The organism is Pedobacter cryoconitis, assembly GCF_003259615.1.
Taxonomy (GTDB): domain Bacteria; phylum Bacteroidota; class Bacteroidia; order Sphingobacteriales; family Sphingobacteriaceae; genus Pedobacter; species Pedobacter cryoconitis.
In genome coordinates this window covers 162124-188435 of the sequence record NZ_QLLR01000001.1, presented here as the reverse complement: position 1 = coordinate 188435, position 26312 = coordinate 162124, and the positions used below count along the sequence as shown (strand labels likewise).

The following is a 26312-nucleotide window of genomic DNA, read 5'->3' as shown; positions in this document are numbered from 1 at the left end:
CGGAATATCCCGGGCTTTTTTTTGTGTATTTAAAAAGAATGAACTTGTTTGTGATCAGTATTTACTGATTTATAACGCCACCATCCTGAGTATCAAAAATAATAATTGAATTGAATACCACTGCTGGATTACTTAAAACACCACCTGGTTGTATCATCACTGAAAATTCCGTAACATTTAAACTCACATCTCTCCAATATAGATTTGTGTTAGGGTACATCGCAGGCGCAATTGCGTAGTTTACAAATTCACTGCTCCCTTTTGCATTTGGATCTATCAAATTAATCTTACCTTGAAGGCCATTTGAAATAGCCAGAACACGATCAAAGTGTTTAGTGTTATATAATCCATCAAGGCAGTTAGGATTCAAGGTTAACGAATTTGGATAATCACCAAGATTACTTGTTAGATTATCCGGCCAGAAACTCATTCCAGGGGTCTTTGAGGATACAGGAGTGAAATTGATACTCATATTGACATCACGCCATGTTCCAAAAATATTCTTGTGTTCTGTCATCCCTTCTAAAGAAGAGAAACTCTGATAACCAAAAGCAGGATTATTAATGTTATATAGTTTCATTCTCATCAATACTCTTCCGCGGTCTTTATTTACAACATACCAGCCACCAAGTCTCGATGTAAATGAATTTGGAGGTGGTACTGCCCCATACAGTTCAGTTGTGACTTTAGATGCAATCATTTCCAATGCTTTTTCATAGGTTGTTGATTTGTAGGTAGTCACTCCTTTTTCAGAAGTGTACAGATAGTCATTTCCTACTTTTAGAATTCCATTTTTGTTAGCCAGAGCAGCTTCTCTCATTCCTGAAGAGTTCAGTTTATAGCTGTCCTCTGTAAATAAGATTGCCCCCTTGTATTGCTGCTGAAGTGACTTAAATCCAATGAGATAATTTTCTTTAGTGCCTTTTTCAAGCTCATCTAATTCACTGTTAAATTTGTTGTAAATTGTTGTCAGAGAGTTAAAGTGAATGGATTGTTCCCATTTCAGTCTTTCAGATTCAGAAAGAGTGGAATTTAATTGGTAATATTTGAAGAAAGTTGCCTGATCCTTGAAGGCCAGGTAATCGTTTTCTAATTTGACATCCGGGGATTGCTGTTCAAGTGAAGAAACAGATTGTTTCTTACAAGAGATGGTTGCTAATGCCAGGCTCAATGCCAGGATCGTTAGTTTTAATTTCATACGTTTTGTGATTTAGATTTTTTTGTAAACATTACGTTTTGTATTAAGAATTCGAAATATGACTTTGTCTAATTAAGGTGCTTAAATTTATTTTAAATTTATTTTTTATTACGTTAACCGTGGTTTTACTTACGTAAAAATTAAATAAAGTGGATTTTTAGACATGTTTATTTGAGTTATTATCTCTAATGAAATAAAAAAAATGACTATTATAAAATAGATGATGCTAAAAAAAATTCAATAATATTTTCGTATATGATTTAAATTATGATCTACCTAAGGTTGATTAGAGAACGAGGTGGTGCCTGGAATCTGTCTTTAGAAAGAGCAAATGGATTTGGTTACTATAAAGATTACATCATAGCTTTTGGAGATGTAGTAGGAGATGGACCGCTGACTTTACGAAAATTGTGGTTGGTAAAAAATAGAGAAATAGTACTGGCTAATTAATTTTAGCCAGTACTGCTTTTTGTTTGTCTGCAACATAGATTTTTTTGTAGAACTCTACGATATCTTATATTTTTCAGGCGCATATTTTTTGCTGCTCATGATCTGATTGCGTGTATAGATGATTGAATTATCTATCACCTTTATTTTTGCAGTATATGTCCCAAATTCTGTTTCCAGTGAAATATCCTGAGGAACAAATTCTACTTTATAACCTTGTGGCAGGGTATAGGTAGTTACATCAGTATCCTGGAATCCATAAGCCACTGAAAAAGAAGTTTGCCTGTTTTCAACCTTTGCCAGTACACTCTCTCTTCTGTTTAATAAATTCGGGGTTATAAATAACTTATCTCCTCCGCGGCTGATCATCTGAGAACTTTTTAAAACAATATCTTCTTCTATTTTTGGAATACTTTTGTCTGGTTGTAAAAAGCTTAACGATGAAATTTCCATATCGGGTATTCCGAGATTCCTCATGACTCTTTTCCGTTGTTCCACGGGTTCTGACAATAGCATACCCAATTGATCTTCGTATTGAGAATTGCTGTAGGTGGTTTTGATATGAACGTCAATAGGCTTATCTGTGGCCAGCGTTATAGTAGTGATGCGGTTTTGGAAATTGTCTTTGGGCTTATAAACAGGAGTGCTGACCAGTTGTCCACCGGCTTCTGTAACCAATAGTACAGTCCTTCCTGAATTATTATTGCCAATATATATCCTGCTGGTGTATATTGACTTGTACTTTCCAGCCAGGTTGTATCTTTTGCCGCAGGGATGCACAGGATCATATGATTAGCCTGTCCAAAACTTGCATAATCCGAAGTTGGTCTGGCTTGTAACCAATAGGTAATTCGATAGAAATATGATAGTTTTCTTCTTTAGGGTAAGCAAAGTCTACCGGATAATTCCGTTCTTCCAGGGTAAATGGATTTTCTTTTGTCCGCTCATATAATAGTGGCATAAGGTATGAGAGATTACCAGCAGCTTCTATGTTGTCTTCAATCGTCACATCCATATTTTCAATAAGTGCTTCATCTGGATTGTCCAGATTTTCAATCTTGTAATTGCTTATTTCAAGACCTGGTTTGTTGCTTTTATAATTTTTAAGGAATTCTTCCTGATTTGTTGCTGCCTGATAAGCATTCCTTGCATCAAGACCTTCATAGTTATTTCTGGAGATTGATAATGTTCGCTTCAGTTTATTTTCTATGTCCAACTTGAGACCATAAAAAATACTGTTTTTGCTCGTTTTGTTATTTTCGGTAGAAATCCACTCTCCGGCATTATCACCCCTGTTTATCTTTAATCCACGATGATTTAAATTCGAATAACTTAAAAGTCCCGGGGTATTGTTTTTATTTATGGCATCTAACAGGTTTTTTTTATCTCCGGTAATAGTCATTACAATAACGCTGTTAAACTTGCTGGCCAGTGGATAACCAGGGTGTGTGCCATTACCTCTTGTATTGATGATAACATGATAACTTTCCAGTCCGGCAGCATCCAGCAGATTGAGCAGTAACAGATTGATTTCCGATGAACTGCCAGATTTCTTTTCCAGTACAGATTTCGGGCTGTTTGCTTCGGTATATAGCCGATATTTATTGTCCCATTTAATATTGTTTTTTACATAGTTGAAGATGAGATTCATTTTTCCTTCTGGAGTGGTCTCACCTTTAATGATCTCTTTGATTAACTCCTTACCGGGATTTTTCTTCTGGATGTATCCACCAAAGTTCTCATGATTCATCATTTCTTTAATGATTTTTGGCCAGGTGTGGTATATTCCTTGTAGCCGCCCTGAGGGAAATTAGTCGAGTTAAGTTCAAACCCTATTTTGCTGACATAATCATCGAGTGTAGTGATATAACTTTCCTCTTTGATAGCCGGGATATTTTTGATGTAATATTGGGTTTTAGTAGTTTTGACATCCCATGTTTCTGATTTTCCAGTGCCATTTTGTATCGTCAGGTTCTGTGAATTATTAATAGGACCAATTTTATTAATATCATAATATCCACCTACATCAATTTGTAGAAGTAATATTTTGGAATCGTTATGGTGAATGATGAATATTTGGTAGGATACTTTTCCTGAAAATACCAGTCGTCCAGCTTAAAGTAAAGTCAGATTTTGTTTTGTAACGATATTCTATATTTGGAAGTGTGATTTTTTTGATAACATGCTTGTTATCCACTTAATTTGTAAATTTTGCATCACCAGCCATTTTACTAACTTCAATTTTTCCATTGTTCAGGTTATAAGTCGCAGCGTTGACGATATCAAGTTTTTCTTCATTGCCTTTACCGTCGCGATATAGCCTTAACTCTAAATCTGCTAAATCATAACCTTTTTTCTGTATGATTTTATATCTGACATGACGCTCAAAAACATAAATAAAGGTACTACCTAGTCCGATTTCAAAATACCCATTTCCCACATCAAAGAGTTTAACGGCCGCAGCGCTTGAATCAACTCCATCTGGTTTGGTTTCAAATTCGGTGAGTTCTACTTTACCATATTTAAAAACGGGAAGTTTTTCTTGTGTTTTTGAGCGGAAACCTCAATTTTTAGTAATAGTAGAACTATTACTATTATGTTTAATTTTTTAATCATGAGCGTTAGTTTGGTTTTGAAAATTAAAACTAAGTTTTCTCATAAAAAGTGTTTTGAAATATAAATATTTAAAATTTTCAGCGGATGTGTTCTTCCTGATGGAAACACATTTAGTGTAATAAAAAAAGATTTCTTTTCTTTTCAGCCATTTTTTTACCTGAAATATTTGCTCATATTTGCGCCGGATAAAAATCATTTCTCCCTTTGGAATGATAGTAAAATAGATTTATGACACCAAAAAAAATCGATATTAATAATTTCGTATATAAACTAAACCATGATTTGTCTACGGTAGACTGGACTTATGTTTGTGAGCTTTTCTATAAGATTGACTGGAGAACAAGGATAGAAGATGAGATAGCATCTGCCTTCAGAAAAAGCACATGGACTTTGTTTGTTTACCATGAAGATCAGATCATCGCTTTTGGGAGAGTGGTAGGGGATGGACGTTATTATGCTGTGATGGCAGATATTGTTGTTGATCCTGATTTCCAGGGAAATGGTTTAGGAAAGAAGATCATCAATATGCTGAACGGACAGCTTGATAATTATCATTTTGTGAATTTAACAGCGGCTCCGGGAAAGGGTGACTTTTATCAGAAGCTGGGCTGGAAAAAACAAACAACTTCTTATATCTGGCCACAAGGGCCTAAGCAGCTGAGACAACATTGTGAACCTGAAGAAGGTTCAGAGATCTAATTTAATTGTCAATTTCTCTCCAATCCTCGTTTATTGGAGAGAAATGTTTCTGATTTCAAATAATTTATGTAGATTTGCCCGGCAAGTAATAACTCCTAATTATTTGCCATGCAACTCGATCCCCAAAAATTTATTGCCGAAGGACTAACATACGATGACGTATTATTAGTTCCAGCCTACTCCGAAGTCCTTCCCCGTGATGTCAACACCGGAAGTTATTTAACAAAAAAAATACGTATTAATGTACCTGTAGTTTCTGCAGCAATGGATACCGTTACTGAATCAGGGCTTGCAATTGCAATTGCTCAGGCTGGTGGTATTGGCATGCTGCACAAGAATATGAGTATTGAACGCCAGGCTGAAGAAGTCAGCAAGGTTAAACGTTCAGAAAGTGGAATGATACAAGATCCGGTAACGCTTCGTGCTGATGCCATTGTTGCAGACGCATTCCAGATCATGACTAAATATAAAATAGGCGGTATACCTATTATTGACAATGACAATAAACTGGTTGGTATTATTACCAATCGCGATCTTCGTTTTCAGAAAGATATGCAGCGCCCGATTTCTGAGGTGATGACTTCTGAAAATCTGATCACTGCTGCTGAAGGGACTACCCTGATCCAGGCGGAAGAAATCCTTCAGGATTACAAAATCGAAAAATTACCGGTTATCAATAAAGAAGGTCACCTTGCAGGTTTAATCACCTTCAAAGATATTCAGAAATATAAAAACTATCCTAAAGCTTGTAAAGATGAACGTGGCCGCCTTAGGGTTGGTGCTGCTGTTGGTGTTGCAGCTGATAATATTGACCGCGTTGCTGCCCTGGTTAAAGCTGGTGTAGATGTCGTAACTGTAGATACTGCACACGGGCATTCAAAAGGTGTAATTGATATGGTTAAAGCTATCAAAGCCCGTTTTCCTGATTTACAGGTTATCGCTGGTAATATAGCAACTGCCGCTGCTGCTTTGGCACTTGCTGAAGCTGGTGCTGATGCTGTTAAAGTTGGTATAGGACCGGGTTCAATCTGCACAACAAGAATCATAGCAGGTGTGGGAGTACCTCAGTTATATGCAGTTTATGAATGTGCACAAGCTTTAAAAGGCACGGGAATCCCTGTTATTGCTGATGGCGGTATCAAACAAACCGGAGATATTGTTAAAGCACTTGCGGCTGGTGCGAGTTCAATTATGGCGGGTTCTTTATTCGCAGGAGTAGAGGAGTCACCGGGTGAAACTATCATCTATGAAGGACGTAAGTTTAAGTCTTACCGTGGTATGGGTTCTGTGGAGGCGATGCAGCATGGTTCTAAAGACCGTTATTTCCAGGATGAGGAAGATGTAGTGACTAAGCTTGTTCCTGAAGGTATTGTAGGCCGTGTTCCTTATAAAGGTACTTTAGCTGAAGTCATTTATCAATATGTTGGTGGCCTGAGAGCTGGAATGCACTATTGTGGTGCTGCAACTATTGAAGAGTTGCAACAAGCCAAGTTTGTAAGGATAACTGCAGCTGGAATGAGAGAAAGCCATCCGCATGATATTTCGATCACTAAAGAAGCTCCAAATTATTCACGTTAAGATTTTTTCTTTTCAAAATTGTTTAAATCACTTCAGTGCTTTTTCATAAAGAACTGAAGTGATTTTTTATTATACTATAAAATATATCATAGAATCTCATGAGAATAGAAATTGAAGTACCTGTTACAGGTGTTTATATAGCTGATTTTGATCAAATAGCAGCTCCTGCTTTTTTGGAAGAATCTGAAGATGGTGTTAAGTTATCATTCCTTGGTATTGAGGCCTTAAAAAGTTATCAGGCTGAATTATTGGTTGAAGATGAGGCAGCAGGATTTGAAGGCCGTAATGAAATACGCGCCAAAATCAAGAAGGAATTAAAAAAAGCAATATCAGAGAACCTGGCGATCATGGATTCCATCAGAAATTATGCTGAAGCTTTATTCACTTTCGTATATGACCGGGAAGGGCATAGAGAAGATAAAAAACAAATTCTGAACAACCTGATTGAAAATATCGGATTCACTGAGAATGGTTTGGATCTGGAAGAGGCTGTTAAAGAATCAACTTATGAATTAGGCCCCTTGGTTTTAAGTTATAAATTAACTTTTAAAAACTATTCTTTCAATACTTTGGATTTTGATTTTCAGGCTATTAAAGGACAGCTGGTTGCTGATCTGGAGAATTTAAGAGACGCATTTATTGCAAACACTAAAAAAGCTAAAACTGATATTAAATAATTTTTAAATGAAATCGATTTGTGTTTATTGTGGTGCCAATTTTAACGGGGACCCTGTTTTAAGAGCGGCTGTAGAGAACCTGGCACAAGCATTTGCAGACCATGACATCCGTCTGATTTACGGCGGTGGAAGTGTGGGGGTAATGGGGATTATTTCAGAAGAAGTATTGAACCGCAAGGGATTGGTAACTGGCGTAATCCCTCAGTTCTTATTGGATAAAGAAGTTGGAAACTTAGAAGTTACTGAGCTGATTGTTACGGAGAATATGCACCAGCGCAAGCAAAAGATGGCTGACCTTTCTGATGGTTTTATTATTCTTCCTGGTGGCTTCGGGACTTTGGAAGAGTTTTTTGAAGTATTGACGTGGTTACAGCTGGGGTTACACAATAAGGCTATTGGTGTACTGAATGTTGGTGGTTTTTACGATCATTTATTCGCACAGCTGGATGTAATGGTTGCCCATAAATTATTGACACCAAACAACAGGAAACTGGTGATTGATGCGACTGAGCCAGTGGAGTTAATACAGAAAATGATGGACTTCAAGGCTGCACCAGATTCGGTTTGGTTTGAGGATAGAAATTTAAGTTAATCGCCCAATATATAATGTGTCTTATTGACAATAAGAGTGATTTTATCTTGTAAAATTTGCATTTCTCTTTCTATAATTTGGTAGAATGGCTTATCTTGCCCGAATGAACATCGAATTCAACAAAAACGAAGATATTAATAAGCAGCTGGTATATGATCTTAAAACAAGGCTGAAGAAAATATTTGCTGGAGGGGGAGAGAAGAGTGCGGCGAAGCAAAAAGAAAAAGGTAAAATGCTGGCCAGGGAAAGAGTTGCTTACCTGATCGATAAAGAAACAGAATTTTTGGAGATAGGGGCCTTTGCTGCAGACGGTATGTATGCAGAACAAGGAGGCTGTCCATCTGCGGGAGTAATCTGCGGGATTGGTTATGTTTCCGGCCGCCAGTGTATGATTGTAGCCAATGATGCTACGGTGAAAGCAGGGGCATGGTTTCCAATGACTGCCAAGAAAAATCTTCGTGCGCAGGAAATTGCGATGGAAAACAGGCTTCCGGTGATCTACCTGGTAGATAGTGCCGGGGTTTATCTGCCCATGCAGGACGAAATATTTCCTGATAAGGAACACTTTGGAAGAATGTTCAGAAATAATGCAATGATGTCTGCGGATGGAATTGTACAGATTTCTGCAATTATGGGTTCTTGTGTTGCTGGTGGGGCATACTTACCGATCATGAGTGATGAAGCTATGATTGTGGAAGGAACTGGTTCTGTTTTCCTTGCAGGTTCTTATTTGGTGAAATCTGCCATTGGTGAAGAGGTTGACAATGAAACACTGGGTGGGGCAACCACGCATTGTGAAATATCTGGCGTTACAGATTACAAACAACCGAATGACCAGGCTGCACTGGATAGCATCCGTAATATTATGAGTATGCTTGGGGAACCTCAATCGGCTGGTTTTAGCCGCGTGAAGCCTCAGGAACCAAAATTAAACCCTGAAGATATATTCGGAATTCTGCCTGAAAACAGGGAGAAGCAGTATGATATGCACGAAATCATTTACCGCCTGGTAGATAATTCGGAATTTGAAGAATATAAAAAAGAATATGGCCAGAGTATTATCTGCGGTTTAGGCAGGGTAGATGGATGGGCTGTCGGTATTGTCGCGAATCAGCGTAAAGTAGTGAAGTCTAAAAAAGGCGAGATGCAGTTTGGCGGGGTAATCTATTCTGACAGTGCTGATAAAGCGGCACGTTTCATTATGAATTGTAACCAGAAAAAAATCCCTTTGGTTTTCTTGCAGGATGTAACTGGTTTCATGGTAGGAAGCAGGTCTGAGCAGGGCGGAATTATTAAAGATGGTGCAAAAATGGTGAATGCGGTAGCGAATTCAGTAGTCCCTAAATTCACTATTGTAATTGGTAATTCTTATGGTGCTGGTAATTATGCCATGTGCGGTAAGGCTTATGATCCGCGCTTGATTTATGCGTGGCCAAGTGCTAAAATTGCCGTAATGGGTGGTTCTCAGGCTGCAAAGACTTTGTTACAAATTCAGGCTGCTTCCCTCAAATCAAAAGGGGAAACAATTACTCCGGAGAAGGAAGCTGAATTGCTGAAAGAGATTACAGACCGTTACAATAGCCAGACGACTCCTTTTTATGCAGCGTCCAGGTTATGGGTAGATGGAATTATCAATCCTCTGGAGACGCGTAAGGTTATTTCTATGGGAATTGAGGCAGCAAATCAGTCACCAATAAAAAGACAATTCAATGTTGGAATTATCCAGACCTAGTCCCTAACTTTGTGCTACAATGAAACGGATACTTGTTTGTTTTTTTCTGCTGTTCGCCGGGTTTAGTACTTATGCCCAGGTTAAAACGATTTTACTTGATGGTAAAGATCAGCTTACGCTGGACTCTGCCCAGGCCGTAACTTATGGTGTACTTGGTAAAATTACCGGAGATACTGTTTATACTTTTAAAAAGTATGATTTTAGCGGTGTACTATTGGCTTCTGGTTCTTTCAGGGATGATAATATGGAGGTACCTGTAGGTAAATTCGTTTATTACAACTGGATCACACCTGAGAATAACAACAGGAATGATGGCTTTGAGATCAACGGAAAGGAAAGATATATTGAACTGATCGGTTCTTATCAGAATGGAAGACGTGATGGCCGCTGGATTACTTTTTATCCGGATGGTAAAATGAAGCAGATCATTACTTTTTCGCAGGGGATTATCCATGGGTCATATAAAGCTTATGATATGCGGGGTGAGGAACAGGTATCTGGTTTGTACACCAACGGAAAAAAAGAAGGCACCTGGACGCTCAGTGGCGGAAAACAGGAAAATGAATATGTCAATGATCAGTTGGTTTCTACTTTAAAAGGTAAAAAACTCCGCGATAAACAGGCAGAACGTACGAAGACAAATTAGCCAATTTAATCTTTGCGCATCCCGCTTTAAAGCTTAATTTTGTACATTAAAAGAATATAAGATCACCTGTAAAACTTACAGGTGTACAGCTATAACAATAATAAATAAATAGATGAATACTTCTCAAGAAATAGAACACGTTCAGTGTCTGATCATAGGTTCAGGTCCGGCAGGTTATACTGCTGCAATTTATGCTGCCAGAGCAGATTTGAAACCTGTGTTGTATACCGGAATGGAAGCTGGAGGACAATTGACGCAGACTACTGATGTAGACAATTTCCCGGGTTACCCTAATGGTATCATGGGACCTGAAATGATGGAAGATTTCCGCAAGCAGGCAGAACGTTTTGGTGCAGATATTCGCTTTGGTTATGTAAGTTCAGTAGATTTCTCTTCTACACCACATAAAGTAGTGGTTGATGAGATTAAAACTATTACTGCCGATACGGTAATTATCTCTACAGGTGCTACTGCAAAATGGTTAGGTTTACCTAGTGAGCAGCATTACAATGGTTTTGGAGTTTCAGCTTGTGCAGTATGTGATGGTTTCTTCTTCAAAAATCAGGATGTTGCTATCGTAGGTGCAGGAGATACTGCAGCTGAAGAGGCTACTTACCTGGCTAAATTGTGTAAGAAAGTATATATGTTAGTACGTCGTGATGAATTCAGAGCTTCTAAAGCAATGGTTCACCGTGTATTAAATACGCCTAATATTGAAGTGATCTATAATTCTGAAGCTAAAGAGGTTTTAGGCAATGGTAAAAATGTAACTGGTCTGAAGGTTTTAAATAACAAAACTGGTGAAGAAAAAGACCTGGAAGTAGAAGGGTTCTTTGTGGCTATCGGTCATAAACCAAATACTGACATCTTTAAGGGCTGGTTGGATATGGATGATACGGGTTATCTCAAAACCATTCCTGGAACTACAAAAACAAATATTGAAGGTGTTTTTGCAGCAGGTGATGTACAGGATCATTATTACCGCCAGGCAGTAACTGCTGCGGGTTCAGGTTGTATGGCAGCTTTGGATGCGGAACGTTATCTTGCCGCTAAAGAACATGAAGTGAAAGCTGTTTCTTAAATAGTATATTATCAGTATACAGAGCCCCGTTAGTTTTACTGACGGGGCTTTTTGCGTTTAAAATTAAATTTGTGTTAAGAAATAGGGTAATTTAATTGTTATAAGCATATTACATGACTTAATATCAGGTGTAAAAGTCAATCCCTTAGTGTTTTATCTTTCGAATATCCAAATAAATGGATGATCATGTTTTGTATTCTCCGTATTTTATTATAATTTCATCAATTTAATAAGCTAAAGCGATTTAACATTGTATTTGCTATTAGATTTTCAAATAATTTTAGGGTATTACGGTACTTAAGCTACTGTTAATATAAATCATTATAAAATTGCAATTCTTTTAAAGACCAGCTTCTTCATTTTTGAATGATCTTCTGCCTGGTTACGTTCTTTCTGCTGTCAGAACTTCTTGTTTGACAGTAATTATTCATCCGATGAAAAAAATTGAACATATTTATACCATTATATTAAAAACCAAATAAATACACAAATTCGTAATGTCTAAAACCACCAAATTCCGATTGCTCAAAATGCTGTTTTCTTTACTGATCGTGCTTGCAACATTCAATCAGTCTTCAGCTCAAGATCAATATGAACTCAATTCGGGCTGGCTATGTATGCCCTCTACTCAAGTAAAAGCAAAAGGCACAGAAATCTCTAACGCTACTTTCTCTTTGTCAGGCTGGAAAAAGGCTGTAGTTCCTGGAACTGTCCTGACCACCATGCTGGAGAATAAAGAAGTACCAGATCCTTTTTTTGGAATGAATAATAAACTGATCCTTGATATTTATGATACAGGAAGAGATTATTATACTTACTGGTTCACTAAAGATTTTAAGGAAGCAATTCCTGGTGCTGACGGCCAGGTATGGTTGAAATTCAGAGGTATTAATTACAGTTGTGACATCTATTTGAATGGTAAAAAAGTAAATGACAAACCTTTCAAAGGAATGTACCTGAGAAAGACGTTTAATATTACCGCATTACTTTCAAAAAGCGGAACTAACCGGTTAGCTGTTATTGTTTATCCTCCTGATGAAGTGGGTAACCCAAATGGCGGTCAGGGTGGTGATGGAACTATTGCAAAAGGAGTAGCTCATCAGTATACTGCAGGATGGGACTGGATCCGTCCGATCAGAGATAGAAATACCGGAATCTGGGATAAGGTATATATTGAAAGAACAGGTGGTGTAAGTTTGGATAATCCGCATGTGGTTACCTTGGTTCCTGGAAAACGTGAAGCTTCCGGACAACAGGAGCCTGCAATTATTAAGGTTTCTGCTGAACTTAAAAATACAACAGCCAGACCTGTAACAGGAAACCTGGTTTATACGATGGGTGGACAGAAGGTGACCAAATCGGTTACATTGAAACCTAACAGTACCAATGAAATCAATCTTCCTGAATTAAGTTTTGCCAATCCTAAATTATGGTGGCCTGCTGGTTATGGTAAACAGGATTTATATGCTCTAAAAATCAGCTTTTTAGAAAAAGGTATTAAACTTTGTGATAGTCAGACTGTAAATGTAGGGATCAGAGAGATTCAGACGGAATGGAATGTGACCACTAAAAGTAAAGAGGTCCTGGTTAACGGACAAAAGATATTTATTAAAGGAGGTAACTGGATTATTTCTGATGCGATGCTTCGTTTTACCGATGCAAGGTATGATACAGAAATCAGGTATCACCGGGATATGAACCTGAACCTGATCAGGATCTGGGGTGGTGCTTTAATTGAACGCCCAGAGTTTTACCAGGCTTGTGATAAATACGGAATGCTGGTTTTACAGGATTTCTGGATGTCGGGTGATTGTAACGGCAGGTGGGAAGATCCAATGAAACTGGAAGATCAGTGGACACGAAGAAAGTATCCTGATGACCATCATTTGTTCCTTGAATCGGCTGCAGATATGATTAAAATGGTACGTAACCATGCTTCTTTAGCAATTTGGTGCGGAGGAAATGAAATTACCCCACCGGATGATATTCTGATCCCATTGCGTGATTCAATTTTACCAAAATTAGATGGTACACGCTGGTTTATTGATTATTCGAATTCAGACAGCATGTCGCTGAATACAATTGGTGGAAATGGTGACGGGCCTTACACGATTCAGGATGTAAGTACTTTCTGGAAAGACCGCACTTTCCCTTTCAATTCTGAAGTGGGTTCTGTTGGAGTTGGTGATCTGGAGTCTTTGGAAAGATTTATCCCTAAGGCTAACTTAATCGCCCCTGTATATATAACTCCTGAAAAACGGGAAGCAAAAGGCCCTTCTGAAAAAGTGGATTCTGTATGGGATTATCACAATTATCTGGGTGTAGGTTATGAGCAGCATATTTTGCCTTATGGTAAGCCAGCTGACGTTGCTGATTTTGCAAAGAAGGCACAATTGGTCAATTATGATCAGTACAGAGGATTAATAGAAGGCTTCAGTGCACATATGTGGGAATGGTATACCGGTGTAATTATCTGGAAAACACAGAATCCATGGACTTCGATGCGTGGACAGATGTATGATTATTACCTGGACCCGAATGCTTGTTTATTTGGTTTACGCTCTGGAAGTGAGCCTTTACACGCGATGTATAATCCTGTAGATGGGATGCTGATGGTGGTCAACAATGGTTTTACAGGTAAACAAAACATCATGCTCGATGCCAGGGTATTTGATATGGATGGAAAAGAGACTTCTTTAACTAAGGTATTCTGTTTCCTTGATCCGGCAAGTACTAAAAAAGTAATGTCAGTTAAAAAGATTGTAGACGAGCTTTCAGCTAAAAAGGGAGCGTTCCTTTCTCTACAGCTCTTGGATGAAAATAAAAACTTATTAAGTAATAACTTATACTGGTTAGCTGATAGTAAGGGTGAACATTCAGGCTTGAATTCACTGAAAGGTTCTGCGCTTAAAATGACTGCAAAACAGTTGAAAAGCGGGCAGATAGAAGTTTCATTAAGCAACGCGGCTAACGGGCCTGTAAGTTTCTTTAACAGGGTTTCGCTGGTGAATGCGCAAACTAAAAAAAGAGTGTTACCGGTGTTTTATGATGATAATTATTTCTCTATCCTTCCAGGGGCAGACAAAAAGATCATTATCGATTATCAGCCTGAAAAAGGAGCTGCTTTGCCAGTGATCACTTTAACCAACTATGTTGGGCAGGAACAAACCGTCCAGATTAATCCTTAGAACCAAACCTCACAAATATAAACATGTCAAGATTAAATTTATTAGAAGAGACGAGATACGAAAAATTGCCGGTCAGTGTTTACGCCGATGAACAAACTGCAAGTATTGAAGTCGCAAAAAGAATTTCATCTCTTATCCTTTCAAAACAGGAAAAAGGAGAACAGGCTGTTTTAGGCCTTGCTACCGGAGCCACTCCTGTGAAAGTATATAAAGAGCTGATCCGTTTACACAAAGAAGAAGGTCTTAGCTTCAGCAATGTCGTAACCTTTAATCTGGATGAATATTATCCGATGAAACCGGGATCGAATCAAAGTTATGTTCGTTTCATGAATGAAAACCTTTTTGATCATATTGATATTAAAAGGGAAAATATCAATATCCCGGATGGTGAATTAAAGAGAGAAGACATTGAAGATTTCTGTTTGAAGTATGAGCAGAAAATCAGCGGTTTCGGCGGCATTGATTTACAAGTACTGGGGATAGGAAGAACGGGTCACATTGGTTTCAACGAGCCGGGATCTGCACCTAATTCCGGAACAAGATTAGTGACATTGGATGAACTGACCAGAAGGGATGCTTCCCGTGATTTTGGTGGAGTAGCGAATGTGCCAACCAAAGCGATTACCATGGGTATTGGTACTATTTTCAAGGCTAAGGAAATTATCCTGATGGCCTGGAATGAAAAGAAAGCATCGATCGTGAAAAAAGCGGTGGAAGGTGAAATGTCTGCTGATGTACCAGCTACTTATTTACAGTTATCTCCTCATGTAGAATTTATTCTGGATCAGGACGCAGCTTCTTCATTGACACGTTTTGATACACCGTGGTTAGTTAAGGATTGTGCATGGACGGATGAGCAGGTTACTAAAGCAGTTATCTGGCTGGCAAAAACATTGGACAAGCCTATCCTGAAGTTAACGGAAGACAATTATAACAATAACGGGATGGCGCAGCTGGCTATTTTACGCGGGCCGGTTTATCAGATCAATATTCATATTTTTAATAAATTACAGCATACCATTACTGGCTGGCCAGGTGGTAAACCAAACGCAGATGATAGTCAGCGCCCGGAACGTGCAGAGCCTGCTTTGAAACGTGTGATCGTTTTCTCTCCGCATCCGGATGATGATGTGATTTCTATGGGGGGTACTTTTATCCGCCTGGCAGATCAGGGACACCAGGTACATGTGGCTTATCAGACTTCAGGTAATACGGCAGTTTGGGATGATGATGTACTGCGTTTCATGGAATTCAATATAGATTTCGCAGAGTCAAGAGGTGAAGATGCCAAAGCGCTAAAGGATACTTATGATGGCATGCGTAGTTTTATCAGTGCAAAATTACCTAACCAGACAGATCCTGAAGAAATCCGTACGGTGAAAAAACTGATCCGTAAAGGTGAGGCTATCGCGGGGGCAAGGTTTGCAGGGGTAACAGATGAGCGTATCCATTTTATGGATCTTCCTTTTTATGACAGAAGCAAGTTCCAGAAAGATGTAAGTTTTGAAGATGATATTCTGCAAACGATGGAACTGTTACAGGAAGTAAAACCGCACCAGGTTTTTGCTGCGGGTGATTTTGCCGATCCGCATGGTACACACAAAGTATGTTTCAATATTTTAGTGGAAGCAATGACGCGTTTGAGAAAGACTGAAAGCTGGACAAAAGATTGTTGGTTATGGTTATACAGAGGCGCATGGCATGAGTTTGAAACCCATGAAATTGAAATGGCTGTACCACTTTCACCACAAGAAGTAGAAAGAAAGAAACTAGCTATATTCAAACATCAGTCGCAAAAGGATCTCCCTGTTTTTCCGGGTGAGGATTCAAGAGAATTCTGGGTAAGGGCAGAGGCACGCACGCAGGAAACTGCAAGGGCTTATGACCAACTTGGACTAGCTGAATATGAAGCTATGGAAGCATTTGTGAAGTGGAAGTTTTAATTGCTTAAACCTAAACCTTATAGTCAATGACAACAACAGCTAAAAAAGGAATGCCGCCCATTATTATCATTGGTGCTTTATTCTTTATTTTCGGATTTGTAACCTGGTTAAATTCAGTGTTGATCCCTTATTTGAAACTCGCTTGTGAGCTTAATAATTTTGAGTCTTACCTGGTCGCTTTCGCATTTTATATCAGTTACCTCGTGATGGCTATTCCATCTGCCAGTGTGCTTAAAGTAACTGGTTATAAAAAGGGGATGGCTTTGGGATTGGTGGTGATGGGGATTGGTGCACTGGTTTTTATTCCGGCAGCATTGACCCGTACTTACGGTTTGTTTTTACTGGGATTATTTATCCAGGGAACAGGGCTTGCTTTATTGCAAACGGCTTCTAATCCTTATATCACGATCCTGGGGCCTGCTGAAAGTGCAGCCAAAAGGATCAGTATCATGGGGATTTGTAATAAAGTGGCTGGTGCAATTGCACCGATCGTTTTAGGCGCAATTGCTTTAAAGGATGCAGATGGTTTTCATGATCGTCTGCTTACCATGAACCCGGCAGAGAAAATCGCTGAACTGAATGCGCTGGCATCCAGAGTAATCTTACCTTATGTGATCATTATTATTGTACTGATCATTTTAGCGGTGCTGATCTATTTTTCAACTTTACCGGAGATAGATACAGACCAGGAGGATGAGACTGTTTCATTGGCTACTGCCGGAAAAACAAGTATCCTTCAATTTCCTCACTTGTTATTGGGCGTATTAACGGTATTCCTTTATGTAGGGGTAGAAGTGATGGCTGGTGATACGATTATCAGTTATGCGCATTATCAGGGCATCCCGCTTTCTACAGCTAAGTTTTTTACCACTTTTACCTTAATGGGAATGATACTCGGTTATCTGATCGGTATCATTTGTATCCCGAAATATATCAGCCAGGAAAATGCGATGAAATGGTTTGCGGTACTGGGTATTGTATTGACAGTGATCGCCATTTTTACCACAGGTTATACGTCGGTTTTATTTATCGCGTTGCTTGGGCTGGCAAATTCACTGGTCTGGCCGGCAATCTGGCCGCTGGCACTTTCAGGGCTGGGCAGGTTTACCAAGATAGCCTCTTCTTTATTGATTATGGGTATTGCAGGGGGAGCAATCATTCCGCTTTGTTATGGTGCGCTGGTCGATCGCTTAAATGCACAGCAAGCCTATTGGATCATGGTTCCTTGTTATGCTTTTATCTTTTATTATGCAGCAGCAGGATACAAGGTGAAAAGCAAAAACTACTAAATTATAATAAGCGCCTGCTCCGGCAGGCGTAATAACACCAAATATAGATGAATAGAAAAGATTTCATTACCAGTACAGGTATGCTGACTGCTGGTTTGTTTTTGAGTAAAGATTTAAGCGCATTTGAGTTGGCTTATCCAAATGTAAGAGTACCGCTGAATAAGAGAAAATTCAGCAGTCCGGCAGTAGAAAAAGCAATTCTTAAATTCCAGCAGAAGGTTTCGGATAAAGAATTAGGCTGGTTATTCAATAACTGTTTGCCGAATACGCTGGATACGACAGTCTCGTTTGCGATGAAAGATGGCAAACCTGATACTTATGTGATTACCGGAGATATTGATGCGATGTGGCTGAGAGATAGTTCTGCGCAGGTCTGGCCTTATCTTGCTTTTATGAAAGACGATAAAAAACTACAGCAGTTAGTGGCAGGGATCATCCACCGTCAGGCACATTATGTAATTAAAGATCCTTATGCGAACGCCTTTTACAAGGATGGAGAGCAGAAAAGTGAGTGGGCAGGCGATCATACTGATATGCAGCCTGGTGTTCATGAGCGTAAATGGGAAATAGATTCGCTTTGTTACCCGATGCGCCTGGCTTACAATTACTGGAAAATGACTGGTGATGCCACTCCTTTTGATGAGGAATGGAAAACATCTATCCATACGATCCTGAAAACTTTTAAAGAGCAGCAACGTAAAACAGGTTTAGGCCCTTATCATTTTCAGCGCGATACGGCTAAACCAACAGATAGTTTACCGATGGCAGGTTATGGTTTCCCGGTAAAACCAGTTGGATTGATCTGTTCGATGTTCAGACCAAGTGATGATGCCACGATCTTCCCTTTCCTGATCCCGTCTAACTTTTTCGCCGTAGTGAGTTTGAAACAAGTAGCAGAAATGTTCAGGGCAATTTTTAAGGAAGAAGCTTTTGCTGCTGAACTGAGTGCTTTGGCAACAGAGGTAGAGGCTGCAATTCAGAAATATGCAGTGGTTGAACATCCTGTTTATGGAAAAATCTATGCTTTTGAAGTGGATGGTTTTGGAAATGTAAACCTGATGGATGATTCCAATGTGCCGAGCCTGCTTTCTCTTCCTTACCTGAATGCGGTGCCTGTAACAGATCCTGTTTATCAGAACACCCGAAAATTTGCGCTATCAGAACATAATCCATATTTTTATAAAGGGAAGGATATAGAGGGAATTGGTGGTCCGCATGTGGAGCAGCAGGACATGATCTGGCCGCTTAGTATTATTTGCAGAGGACTGACCAGTACAGATGATGAAGAGATTAAACAATGTATTGCCGCTTTGAAAAAAACACATGCTGGTACTGGTTTTATGCACGAGTCCTTTAAAAAGGATCACCCTGAAATCTTTACAAGACCGTGGTTTGCCTGGACAAACACCATCTTCGGCGAGTTTTTATGGGAAGTGTTTTTAGCACGCCCGCATTTATTGAGCTAACCAACAATGAACCAAATATAAACTTTAATCAAAATCATGAAGAAAATCATTTCAGGGCTTATTCTGGCCTGCGTAACGCTGAGTGTAAGCGCGCAGACGGATGAAAACTTAGGTATTATACCGGCACCGGTATCGGTAGAAAAAAAGGCTGGTGTTTTTAAACTGGACAAAACTGTAGTATTGGTTTCTAATGAAACCTCCAATGCGGCAACGGCTGATATTTTGAATGCTTATATCGCCAGTCAGGGTGGCTTTGCTTTAAGACCTTCTAAAGCGGCGGCAACTAATGAACGTGCGATTGTATTGAGTTCTGCCGGAGCTGAAAAATTGCCTGCTGAAGGTTATGAACTTCAGGTTACTGCCAGGAATATTACCGTTATCGGAAAAGGTGCTGGTTTGTTCTACGGTGTGCAGTCCCTGATGCAGATGATGCCTGAGAAAAAAGGTCAGGAAATTGATGTACCTGCCAGTATTATCAAAGATTATCCAAGATTCCAGTACAGAGGGATGCACCTGGATGTAGGAAGACACACTTTCACTGTTTCTTTCATCAAGAAGTATATTGATTTGATGGCAGCTTATAAACTGAATAATTTTCACTGGCATTTAACAGAAGATCAGGGCTGGAGAATAGAGATTAAAAAATATCCTAAACTGACTACTGTCGGATCAGAAAGAAATGGTTCGGTTGTAGGTCACCATCCTGGTGTGACATCTGATAATACACCTTACAAAGGTTTCTATACGCAAAATGAAGTGAAAGAAGTGGTTGCATATGCGACAAGGAAGTTTGTGACTGTAATTCCTGAAATTGAATTACCAGGTCACAGTTCAGCAGCAATTGCGGCTTATCCTCAGTTGAGCTGTTTTCCAGACAGAGATACCTTTGTTGATCCTAAAACACCTTGGGCAGGCTCAAGAAAAGGTAAGCAGGTACAGCAGCAATGGGGTGTTTTTGACGATGTATTTGCACCAACTGAATATACTTTTAAATTCTTAGAAGATGTTTTAGATGAGGTAATGGTTCTGTTTCCTTCGAAATACATCCATATCGGTGGTGATGAAAGTCCAAAAGAATATTGGAAACAATCTCCTTTCTGCCAGCAGTTGATTAAAGAAAAAGGGTTGAAAGACGAGCATGAACTGCAAAGTTATTTCATTCAGCGCATAGAGAAATATATCAATTCTAAAGGAAGATCTATCATTGGATGGGATGAGATTTTAGAAGGTGGATTAGCGCCAAATGCAACAGTAATGTCGTGGCGTGGTGTTGAAGGTGGTATTGCTGCTGCAAAACTTAACCATGATGTGATTATGACACCAGGGAATCAAGGTTTATACTTTGACCATGCGCAGTCTAAATCAAGTGGTGAGCCCGTGAATATCGGCGGAAATTCCCCTTATTCGGTTGCTTATGCTTATGATCCGGTTCCGGAAGTTTTATCGGCAGATCAAAAGAAATACATTAAAGGTGTACAGGCTAATTTATGGACAGAGTATATTGAAAGTCCAGAGAAAGCGGAGTACATGATTTTGCCAAGAATGTTTGCTTTGGCTGAAATTGCCTGGACTCCACTGGACAGAAAAAACTTTAAGAACTTCTCTGAAGAAAGAATCCCATTGCATTTAGCACGTCTGGATAAAACCAATACGAATTACTGGGTTCCGGTTCCGGTTGGTCAGTCTGACAAACAAATTGAAGGAGAAGACATTACTATTGATTTGAAAGAGCCTGTTAAAGGCGCTAAAATCTATTATACTTTGGATGGTACAACTCCTTCTGATGTTTCTAATCAGTATCGTTCTGCTTTAAAAGTCAATGTACCTAAGGGCACTAAAATTTTATTGAAGACAATTGTGATCACACCAAAAGGAAAACGCAGTGTGATTTCAGAAACTCCTTTAAATAACGGGGCGAAGTAATTCTTTCGTATTTTTGGCAAAAAGAGCCTGTTTAAAATTCATCATTTGAATTTTAAACAGGCTCTTTTTTTTGGTTAAAACGCTTTTTTAATATAAATTGCTGAAATAAAATGAACCAAATGAAACGAAAACTATATATATTAAAGCAGTCTGCACTCTGTGTGGGATTGTTATTTTTGTTTGCTTGTAAACAGAATCAGCCGGTTAAAATTTCTCCGGCAGCTGATACTAAAGCCGTAGTTAAAAACACTGCAGGGACTTTTCCTTTTCATAAGGACATTGTGATTAAACCAGGACTGCACTTTGAAATATTGAGCTGGGGAAGAGGAGTGGACAGCCTTGGTGGTTACCTGATCCTGATGTCTGATTCAGCAAAAAATAATTATAAATCTTTCTCTGTAGAACGCGATGGTGTGATTACTGATGCCTGGAATATGGATATGGACAATGATGGCAATCCTGAATTGTATATTGAATTGCAGAGCAAAAAGAACGTCAAAGATCTTAACGTTTATGAATACAACGGGAGCTTTAATAAAATCAGCTTTCCACCTTTAAGTGCTAAAATGAAAAAGATCTATGGTGGGAATGATAAATTTATCCAGAAAAACGGAGAGTTGTTCAGGTCGTTTCCTATCGTTAATTCTTCGGATAGTACACAAAAGAACGGCGCGGTGAAAATGCTGCATTACAGCTTAAGGGGAAATACTTTTTCTGTAGATGAAGTTAAAGAACAAGAGTAATCCTCTTGTTCTTTAAGCTAAGTTAAACGGACTCTTTAAACTGTGCACTGATTCTTTCAAATTTCTCAATCAGCAGGTCAATGCGCTCTTTTTCTTTATTCATGTAAGATTTACGCAGGATGGTTGCACAAAAGGCCATCCAGATCACTGTAAATAGTACGATTGCAATTTGTATCCAGGTGTTCAGGTGGTTCAGCGTTTCAAAGAAGAAAAGAATGAAACCAACCGATACGGCTGCGGCATAAAACCAGTACAACTTATTGTATAAATTGAAACGGCTGACCTGGTATTCATGAAGTTTTTTCAGGAATGCGCCCGGATGTTCTGTGAAATCATTTCGTGAAATTAACCGGTGTTCTCTGTATAATAGAATGGTGTAGATCGCTACAGCTAATACAATAATTCCGATTCCTAAAAACGTAGCCCAGGAGCTGAAATCAAAATAAACCAGTAAGGAGCTGATGGCGAGGAAAGAAATAACCATTCCCCCGATATTAAAGAGTGATTTGGTACGAATGGAATTCACCTCTTTTTTTGCCTGATCCAGCATCTCTTCTGAAGTGATTTTTACCTCCACAGAATGTGATTGCCAAAGAGACTGTATATGTTCAAATTCTTGCATGATGATTGTATAATTCGGTGAGTTTTTGTTTAATCCGGTGAATCTTAACCCTAAGATTTCCTTCGCTGATTCCTGAAATATCGGCTATCTCATGATAAGGAAGCTCATCAAGAACCATAGTAATAATTAAACGGTCGTTTTCTTCTAATTTAGATATTGATTTATATAAAAGAGCCACCTGCTCATTTTTTTCAGAGAATTCTTCCACTCTGTTCTCAATAATATTTTCCGTTAGTTCGTCTTTAGCCTGTCTTTTTTCCGAACGGAGATAAGTTAAACAGGTGTTTACGGCTATCCGGTAAATCCAGGTCGAAATTAGTGATTTCTGTCTGAATTTGTCAAGATTTTGCCAAACCTTAAGAAAAGTCTCCTGTAAAAGATCATTTGCAGACTCAGCATCACCCGTATAGCCATAGCACAAATGGAATATTTTCTTGGAGTTAGTATCGAAGATTTGCTTAAATAAGATGTCTTTCTGATCCAATTGAGTCGTTATTTTTGTTGTTTGACACGGTTAATGATAAAATGTTACAGCTAAAATGTTTTTTACTGCAATATAACATTTTCACAATACGGACAAAAACGGAGTGCCCGATTCTGAAAATAAGTTTATTATTGTAGTTTTACGCTCGGAAAAAACACTCAACCAAATATAATGTCAAAAAACAACAGATTAACATTCTTTATATTTTTAGCACTGGTACTAGGAGTTATCTTAGGATATGTATTAAATGTAAACTCATTTGGTACCTATAACAATAAGATTACCAACGCAGATGCTCAAATTAAAACTTTAGATATAAAGATGGGTGAGAGAACTGATACAGCATCTGTACAGTACTTGCAACTGAAGACACAAAGAGCAGAGCACGTTAAAATAAGAAGAGATAACGAAACTGAAAGAGAGAAAAAACTGGAACCACTTACTTTATTAAGTGATATTTTTCTAAGATTAATTAAAATGATTGTAGCTCCGCTGGTTTTTACCACACTGGTAGTTGGGGTAGCTAAAGTAGGGGACATTAAAGCAGTAGGAAGAATCGGTGGTAAAACCATGCTTTGGTTTATGAGTGCTTCCTTATTATCATTATTCCTGGGATTGATCATGGTAAATATATTCAGACCTGGTGAGGCGATGAATTTGCCACTTCCAAGCAGTCATGAAGATACAGGAATTCATAAAGTGGCTTTGTCGATGAAAGACTTTATTGCGCACATCATTCCTAAAAGTATGACTGAAGCGATGGCAACCAATGAAATCCTTCAGATTGTGGCTTTCTCCCTGTTCTTTGGTGTTGCAACTGCTGCTATTGGTGAAAAAGGTAAAATTATCATTGAATTTTTCGATTCAGTTGCGCATGTAATTTTAAAAGTAACAGGATATGTCATGAACTTTGCTCCTTTCGCAGTATTTGGGGCGATGGCTGCCATTATTGCCAAGCAGGGCTTAAGTGTCCTTTCCACTTACGCCTTATTTATCGGAGAATTCTATTCCACGATGCTGCTGTTATGGTTATTGCTGATCTTTATTGGTTACCTCATTCTGAAAGGAAGAGTATTCAACCTGATGAACAGGATGAAAGAACCGGTAATTGTTGCCTTCAGTACAGCGAGCAGTGAAGCGGCTTACCCGAAAACAATGTTACAACTGGAGCGATTTGGCTGTAAGGATAAAATTGTGAGTTTCGTATTACCATTGGGGTACTCGTTTAATTTGGATGGTTCAATGTTATATATGACCTTTGCATCCTTATTTATTGCACAGTCTTACGGGATACATTTATCGTTTCAACAGCAGATTACAATGCTGCTGATCCTGATGCTGACCAGTAAGGGGATTGCAGGTGTTCCAAGAGCTTCGTTAGTCGTGATTGCAGGTACGATTGCTACTTTTAATATTCCTGAAGCAGGACTGGCCTTATTGATTGGTATTGACCCTTTGCTGGATATGGGCAGGTCAGCGACAAATGTAATTGGTAACAGTCTGGCAACGGCTGTGGTCAGCAAGTGGGAGGGAGAGCTTACAGGGCCTCTGGATTAGTTGATAAGTTAAGAATGCAAGACCAATTTATATAGATTAAAAATGATGAGTACCAACGCGAAAAAAATATTTTTACTACTCACAATTGTAGTTCCTTTTCTGGCCTATTGTGTGTTTTATTATATGCCTATTATTAAGAATGCACCTTTCAGATCAGATGAGTTTGTGTCTTTCCAGTTCAAATGGGGAGCGGGTAATGACCTGGTGAATTCTTATGATTCTGCTACAGGTGACTATCAGTACCTGAATGCAAAAGATTCGCTGATCAAAACCAATGTGAAGTTAAGGGATAATGATATTATTTATATCCATAACAAGGCAAGCGAGATTGGGTTCTGGAACTTTCCGGATGTAATTGCCAATGCAGGGACTGACCTTAATAAATCTAAAGTACTGCGTTATGTGATGCAGTTTAACTATAAACGTAAAACTAAAAAGGTGATTTTTGTAACAGATTACAACGATATTGCCAAGTTAAGAGACGTAGCCAAGCAAATGAAGACCCTTTTGGAGCAGAGTATCAACGATGCTGAAGAAAGATATGGTAAGAAAAAGTAAATCATTATGAATTTATAAATATATATTCTATATTTGCACCTCGATAAAAAAATAAACAATTTAAAATACTAATTATTTAACAATGTACGCAATAGTAAATATAGCAGGACAGCAATTCAAAGTTGCAAAAGACCAGCACCTTTTTGTACACCGTTTGCAAGGAGATGAAGGCGCTAGTATTGAATTTGACAATGTATTGTTGGTTGAAGACGGAGGTAAGATCTCTGTTGGTGCCCCTTTATTATCAGGAGCTATCGTTTCAGCTAAAATCGTGTCTCATTTAAAAGGCGATAAAGTAATCGTTTTCAAAAAGAAACGTAGAAAAGGTTACAAAAAGAAAAATGGCCACCGCCAGTATTTCACAAAAATCCAGATCTCTGGTATCAGTTTATAATTAGTTGTTAAACAAAAATTATCAGTTTTACACTGTTAGTTGATAAAATATAAAACAAAATGGCACATAAAAAAGGAGCCGGTAGTTCGAGAAACGGACGTGAGTCTCATAGTAAACGCTTAGGTATCAAAATTTTTGGTGGTCAGGAAGCAATTGCAGGAAACATCTTAGTACGTCAACGCGGAACTAAACACCATCCTGATAAAGGCGTAGGTATTGGTAAAGACCATACTTTATTCGCTCTTGTTGCTGGTACTGTAGTTTTCAGAAAGAAACAAGACAACAAATCTTACGTTTCTATCTTACCTGCAAGTGTAATTAGCGAAGTTGTTGAAAAAGCTGTTCCTACTAAAAAAGTAGAAGAAGCTGCTGCTCCGGTAGCTGAAGCACCTGCTAAAAAAGCACCAGCTAAAAAAGCTGCTAAAGCTGACGCTGCTCCGGCAGAATAATCTTTAAAATATTATAATAAAAAAGCCGCAACGTTTTCGTTGCGGCTTTTTTATTGACCCTTATTTTTAAGATATGTCAATTTTTAATTTTATAATTTGAAGTTCGTTTTCCAGTTTTTCCAAACACGAAGAGAAATTCTTAAGTGTAGTCTCCAGTTCAGACATCAGGCCAGCTACAGGAAGTACAGCTTGTGGTTCGTTATTCTCTTCTCCATGTAATAGCCATTCATAACTCTTCTTATAGTGCCTTGAAAGGGCGCAAAGCGTATGAAAGGTGGGGTATTGGTTGCCAAGCTCAATTTGAGAATAATTGCTCCTGGATAAATTCAATAAATTTGCTACATCAACCTGAGCATAAGCTCTTTCTAGTCTTAATGACTTAATCCTCTTCCCTAATATTTTCTTTGATAGAATTTCTTGCATAAATAAT

The 26312-nt window shown here is 38.6% G+C and carries 24 protein-coding genes; 17 read left to right on the top strand and 7 right to left on the bottom strand.

The features are described from left to right. Positions 1 to 61: 61 nt before the first annotated feature. The 4 genes from LY11_RS00820 to LY11_RS00800 form a co-directional block, all read right to left on the bottom strand. Positions 62 to 1198 carry a hypothetical protein gene (locus LY11_RS00820; RefSeq protein WP_111631841.1) on the bottom strand — a complete coding sequence of 379 codons (1137 nt, stop codon included), beginning with the start codon at positions 1196 to 1198 and terminating at the stop codon, positions 62 to 64. 504 nt (positions 1199 to 1702) lie between these two features. Beyond that, positions 1703 to 2323 carry a hypothetical protein gene (locus LY11_RS00810; protein ID WP_146610777.1) on the bottom strand — a complete coding sequence of 207 codons (621 nt, stop codon included), beginning with the start codon at positions 2321 to 2323 and terminating at the stop codon, positions 1703 to 1705. 106 nt (positions 2324 to 2429) lie between these two features. Continuing rightward, positions 2430 to 3398 (bottom strand): transglutaminase domain-containing protein, encoded by a 969-nt coding sequence (locus LY11_RS00805; RefSeq protein WP_111631838.1) that lies wholly within the window; start codon positions 3396 to 3398, stop codon positions 2430 to 2432. A 444-nt stretch (positions 3399 to 3842) separates the two neighbouring features. Further along, on the bottom strand, positions 3843 to 4085 hold the full coding sequence (locus tag LY11_RS00800; RefSeq protein ID WP_111631837.1) for a hypothetical protein: 243 nt from the start codon (positions 4083 to 4085) through the stop codon (positions 3843 to 3845). Positions 4086 to 4489: 404 nt separating this feature from the next. Here LY11_RS00800 and LY11_RS00790 point away from each other — a divergent pair, with 404 nt between their 5' ends. The 13 genes from LY11_RS00790 (at position 4490) to LY11_RS00730 (ending at position 21818) form a co-directional block, all read left to right on the top strand. Further along, positions 4490 to 4960: a GNAT family N-acetyltransferase gene (locus LY11_RS00790; RefSeq protein ID WP_111631835.1), complete on the top strand. Its 471-nt coding sequence runs from the start codon at positions 4490 to 4492 to the stop codon at positions 4958 to 4960. Between the two features lie 108 nt (positions 4961 to 5068). Beyond that, the gene (guaB, locus tag LY11_RS00785) at positions 5069 to 6538 is read left to right on the top strand and encodes an IMP dehydrogenase (RefSeq protein ID WP_111631834.1); all 1470 of its coding nucleotides are present in this window, start codon (positions 5069 to 5071) and stop codon (positions 6536 to 6538) included. 98 nt (positions 6539 to 6636) lie between these two features. After that, positions 6637 to 7215: a hypothetical protein gene (locus tag LY11_RS00780; RefSeq protein WP_111631833.1), complete on the top strand. Its 579-nt coding sequence runs from the start codon at positions 6637 to 6639 to the stop codon at positions 7213 to 7215. A gap of 7 nt (positions 7216 to 7222) precedes the next feature. Then, positions 7223 to 7807 (top strand): LOG family protein, encoded by a 585-nt coding sequence (locus tag LY11_RS00775; RefSeq protein WP_111631832.1) that lies wholly within the window; start codon positions 7223 to 7225, stop codon positions 7805 to 7807. A 103-nt stretch (positions 7808 to 7910) separates the two neighbouring features. Next, entirely contained in the window at positions 7911 to 9539 is a 1629-nt protein-coding gene (locus LY11_RS00770; protein ID WP_111632225.1) for an acyl-CoA carboxylase subunit beta, read from the top strand. A 19-nt stretch (positions 9540 to 9558) separates the two neighbouring features. Next, positions 9559 to 10185: a toxin-antitoxin system YwqK family antitoxin gene (locus LY11_RS00765; RefSeq protein WP_111631831.1), complete on the top strand. Its 627-nt coding sequence runs from the start codon at positions 9559 to 9561 to the stop codon at positions 10183 to 10185. 112 nt (positions 10186 to 10297) lie between these two features. Beyond that, positions 10298 to 11266 (top strand): thioredoxin-disulfide reductase, encoded by a 969-nt coding sequence (gene trxB, locus LY11_RS00760; RefSeq protein WP_111631830.1) that lies wholly within the window; start codon positions 10298 to 10300, stop codon positions 11264 to 11266. 497 nt (positions 11267 to 11763) lie between these two features. Continuing rightward, entirely contained in the window at positions 11764 to 14454 is a 2691-nt protein-coding gene (locus LY11_RS00755; RefSeq protein WP_111631829.1) for a glycoside hydrolase family 2 protein, read from the top strand. A gap of 23 nt (positions 14455 to 14477) precedes the next feature. Then, positions 14478 to 16397, top strand: coding sequence for a glucosamine-6-phosphate deaminase (nagB, locus tag LY11_RS00750; RefSeq protein ID WP_111631828.1), 1920 nt, complete (start codon positions 14478 to 14480; stop codon positions 16395 to 16397). Positions 16398 to 16423: 26 nt separating this feature from the next. Next, a complete protein-coding gene (locus LY11_RS00745) occupies positions 16424 to 17686 on the top strand; it encodes a sugar MFS transporter (protein WP_111631827.1) in 1263 nt (420 codons plus the stop codon). A gap of 47 nt (positions 17687 to 17733) precedes the next feature. Then, positions 17734 to 19152 (top strand): glycoside hydrolase family 125 protein, encoded by a 1419-nt coding sequence (locus LY11_RS00740; protein WP_111631826.1) that lies wholly within the window; start codon positions 17734 to 17736, stop codon positions 19150 to 19152. A gap of 36 nt (positions 19153 to 19188) precedes the next feature. Then, positions 19189 to 21075: a beta-N-acetylhexosaminidase gene (locus LY11_RS00735; protein WP_111631825.1), complete on the top strand. Its 1887-nt coding sequence runs from the start codon at positions 19189 to 19191 to the stop codon at positions 21073 to 21075. A 119-nt stretch (positions 21076 to 21194) separates the two neighbouring features. Further along, positions 21195 to 21818: a hypothetical protein gene (locus LY11_RS00730; protein ID WP_111632224.1), complete on the top strand. Its 624-nt coding sequence runs from the start codon at positions 21195 to 21197 to the stop codon at positions 21816 to 21818. A 22-nt stretch (positions 21819 to 21840) separates the two neighbouring features. Here the strand turns inward: LY11_RS00730 and LY11_RS00725 are convergent, their stop codons facing one another. Both LY11_RS00725 and LY11_RS00720 read right to left on the bottom strand, forming a co-directional pair. Continuing rightward, entirely contained in the window at positions 21841 to 22440 is a 600-nt protein-coding gene (locus tag LY11_RS00725; RefSeq protein ID WP_111631824.1) for a hypothetical protein, read from the bottom strand. After that, positions 22427 to 22924: an RNA polymerase sigma factor gene (locus LY11_RS00720; RefSeq protein ID WP_068401403.1), complete on the bottom strand. Its 498-nt coding sequence runs from the start codon at positions 22922 to 22924 to the stop codon at positions 22427 to 22429. Before LY11_RS00720 ends, LY11_RS00725 begins: the two co-directional genes overlap by 14 nt. 171 nt (positions 22925 to 23095) lie before the next feature. Here LY11_RS00720 and LY11_RS00715 point away from each other — a divergent pair, with 171 nt between their 5' ends. The 4 genes from LY11_RS00715 to rpmA all read left to right on the top strand — a co-directional run bounded on the left by LY11_RS00715 (position 23096) and on the right by rpmA (position 25882). After that, a complete protein-coding gene (locus LY11_RS00715) occupies positions 23096 to 24481 on the top strand; it encodes a dicarboxylate/amino acid:cation symporter (RefSeq protein WP_111631823.1) in 1386 nt (461 codons plus the stop codon). A gap of 42 nt (positions 24482 to 24523) precedes the next feature. Then, positions 24524 to 25039 carry a hypothetical protein gene (locus LY11_RS00710; protein ID WP_245952537.1) on the top strand — a complete coding sequence of 172 codons (516 nt, stop codon included), beginning with the start codon at positions 24524 to 24526 and terminating at the stop codon, positions 25037 to 25039. A gap of 82 nt (positions 25040 to 25121) precedes the next feature. Continuing rightward, entirely contained in the window at positions 25122 to 25433 is a 312-nt protein-coding gene (gene rplU / locus LY11_RS00705; RefSeq protein WP_111631821.1) for a 50S ribosomal protein L21, read from the top strand. A gap of 59 nt (positions 25434 to 25492) precedes the next feature. Further along, entirely contained in the window at positions 25493 to 25882 is a 390-nt protein-coding gene (rpmA, locus tag LY11_RS00700; protein ID WP_111631820.1) for a 50S ribosomal protein L27, read from the top strand. A gap of 66 nt (positions 25883 to 25948) precedes the next feature. Here rpmA and LY11_RS00695 read toward each other — a convergent pair whose 3' ends face one another. Then, the gene (locus LY11_RS00695) at positions 25949 to 26305 is read right to left on the bottom strand and encodes a helix-turn-helix domain-containing protein (RefSeq protein ID WP_111631819.1); all 357 of its coding nucleotides are present in this window, start codon (positions 26303 to 26305) and stop codon (positions 25949 to 25951) included. Between the last annotated feature and the right edge of the window lie 7 nt (positions 26306 to 26312).

What these genes read in the sequence shown, in the direction of transcription:
- LY11_RS00805 (WP_111631838.1), bottom strand. Translation starts at nt 3,398, where the DNA reads ATGATGAATCATGAGAACTTTGGTGGATACATCCAGAAGAAAAATCCC.
- LY11_RS00775 (WP_111631832.1), top strand. Translation starts at nt 7,223, where the DNA reads ATGAAATCGATTTGTGTTTATTGTGGTGCCAATTTTAACGGGGACCCT.
- LY11_RS00695 (WP_111631819.1), bottom strand. Translation starts at nt 26,305, where the DNA reads ATGCAAGAAATTCTATCAAAGAAAATATTAGGGAAGAGGATTAAGTCA.
- LY11_RS00745 (WP_111631827.1), top strand. Translation starts at nt 16,424, where the DNA reads ATGACAACAACAGCTAAAAAAGGAATGCCGCCCATTATTATCATTGGT.
- LY11_RS00740 (WP_111631826.1), top strand. Translation starts at nt 17,734, where the DNA reads ATGAATAGAAAAGATTTCATTACCAGTACAGGTATGCTGACTGCTGGT.
- LY11_RS00770 (WP_111632225.1), top strand. Translation starts at nt 7,911, where the DNA reads ATGAACATCGAATTCAACAAAAACGAAGATATTAATAAGCAGCTGGTA.
- LY11_RS00730 (WP_111632224.1), top strand. Translation starts at nt 21,195, where the DNA reads ATGAAACGAAAACTATATATATTAAAGCAGTCTGCACTCTGTGTGGGA.
- trxB (WP_111631830.1), top strand. Translation starts at nt 10,298, where the DNA reads ATGAATACTTCTCAAGAAATAGAACACGTTCAGTGTCTGATCATAGGT.
- LY11_RS00715 (WP_111631823.1), top strand. Translation starts at nt 23,096, where the DNA reads ATGTCAAAAAACAACAGATTAACATTCTTTATATTTTTAGCACTGGTA.
- LY11_RS00755 (WP_111631829.1), top strand. Translation starts at nt 11,764, where the DNA reads ATGTCTAAAACCACCAAATTCCGATTGCTCAAAATGCTGTTTTCTTTA.
- guaB (WP_111631834.1), top strand. Translation starts at nt 5,069, where the DNA reads ATGCAACTCGATCCCCAAAAATTTATTGCCGAAGGACTAACATACGAT.
- rplU (WP_111631821.1), top strand. Translation starts at nt 25,122, where the DNA reads ATGTACGCAATAGTAAATATAGCAGGACAGCAATTCAAAGTTGCAAAA.
- LY11_RS00780 (WP_111631833.1), top strand. Translation starts at nt 6,637, where the DNA reads ATGAGAATAGAAATTGAAGTACCTGTTACAGGTGTTTATATAGCTGAT.
- LY11_RS00765 (WP_111631831.1), top strand. Translation starts at nt 9,559, where the DNA reads ATGAAACGGATACTTGTTTGTTTTTTTCTGCTGTTCGCCGGGTTTAGT.
- rpmA (WP_111631820.1), top strand. Translation starts at nt 25,493, where the DNA reads ATGGCACATAAAAAAGGAGCCGGTAGTTCGAGAAACGGACGTGAGTCT.
- LY11_RS00725 (WP_111631824.1), bottom strand. Translation starts at nt 22,440, where the DNA reads ATGCAAGAATTTGAACATATACAGTCTCTTTGGCAATCACATTCTGTG.
- nagB (WP_111631828.1), top strand. Translation starts at nt 14,478, where the DNA reads ATGTCAAGATTAAATTTATTAGAAGAGACGAGATACGAAAAATTGCCG.
- LY11_RS00735 (WP_111631825.1), top strand. Translation starts at nt 19,189, where the DNA reads ATGAAGAAAATCATTTCAGGGCTTATTCTGGCCTGCGTAACGCTGAGT.
- LY11_RS00710 (WP_245952537.1), top strand. Translation starts at nt 24,524, where the DNA reads ATGATGAGTACCAACGCGAAAAAAATATTTTTACTACTCACAATTGTA.
- LY11_RS00790 (WP_111631835.1), top strand. Translation starts at nt 4,490, where the DNA reads ATGACACCAAAAAAAATCGATATTAATAATTTCGTATATAAACTAAAC.
- LY11_RS00820 (WP_111631841.1), bottom strand. Translation starts at nt 1,198, where the DNA reads ATGAAATTAAAACTAACGATCCTGGCATTGAGCCTGGCATTAGCAACC.